The sequence below is a fragment of the Vibrio sp. 1288 genome (assembly GCF_033344475.1).
In genome coordinates this window covers 1-707 of record NZ_JAWPOX010000512.1, presented here as the reverse complement: position 1 = coordinate 707, position 707 = coordinate 1, and the positions used below count along the sequence as shown (strand labels likewise).

At 44.7% G+C, this 707-nt stretch carries 1 protein-coding gene; it reads left to right on the top strand.

Annotation, left to right across the window (positions count from 1 at the left end):
* Positions 1-707, top strand: a 707-nt coding sequence (locus tag R8O11_RS27705) for an NAD-glutamate dehydrogenase domain-containing protein (RefSeq protein ID WP_318194934.1), incomplete at both ends; no start/stop codon positions are given.

Sequence of the window (707 nt, the reverse complement as noted above, 5' to 3'; positions counted from 1 at the left end):
ATTCAGCCAACAATACATTGAAGATACACTAAGCCATTACCCTGATTTAGCTACTGGCTTGGTTAACCTATTTGCTAAACGTTTCGATCCAAAACATAAAGGCAGCGAAAAAGGCCAAAGTGATCTGATTAAGAAGCTGACTGAACAACTGGATCGTGTAGAAAGCCTAGATGATGATCGTATTATTCGTCGTTACATGGATATGATCATGGCAACGCTGCGTACTAACTACTACCAGTTGGACGAAAACAAGCAGTCGAAGCCTTGGCTATCTTTGAAGATGAAACCAAGCGAAATCCCAGAGATTCCTCAGCCAGTTCCTGCTTTTGAGATTTTCGTCTACGCGCCAGACATTGAGGGTGTTCACCTTCGTGGCGGTAAAGTTGCACGTGGTGGCTTACGTTGGTCAGATCGTCAAGAAGATTTCCGTACAGAAATTCTTGGTCTTGTAAAAGCTCAGCAAGTTAAGAACACCGTTATTGTTCCAGTTGGGGCGAAAGGTGGTTTCGTTTGTAAGCGTCAGCCGTCTCTGACCACTCGTGATGAAATCTTTGCAGAAGGTCAACGCTGCTATAAACAGTTCATTCGCGCATTGCTTGATGTTTCTGACAACATTATTGAAGGCGAGGTGATTCCACCACAAAACGTAATTCGTCACGATGAAGATGACCCATACCTAGTGGTTGCTGCCGACAAAGGCACGGCGA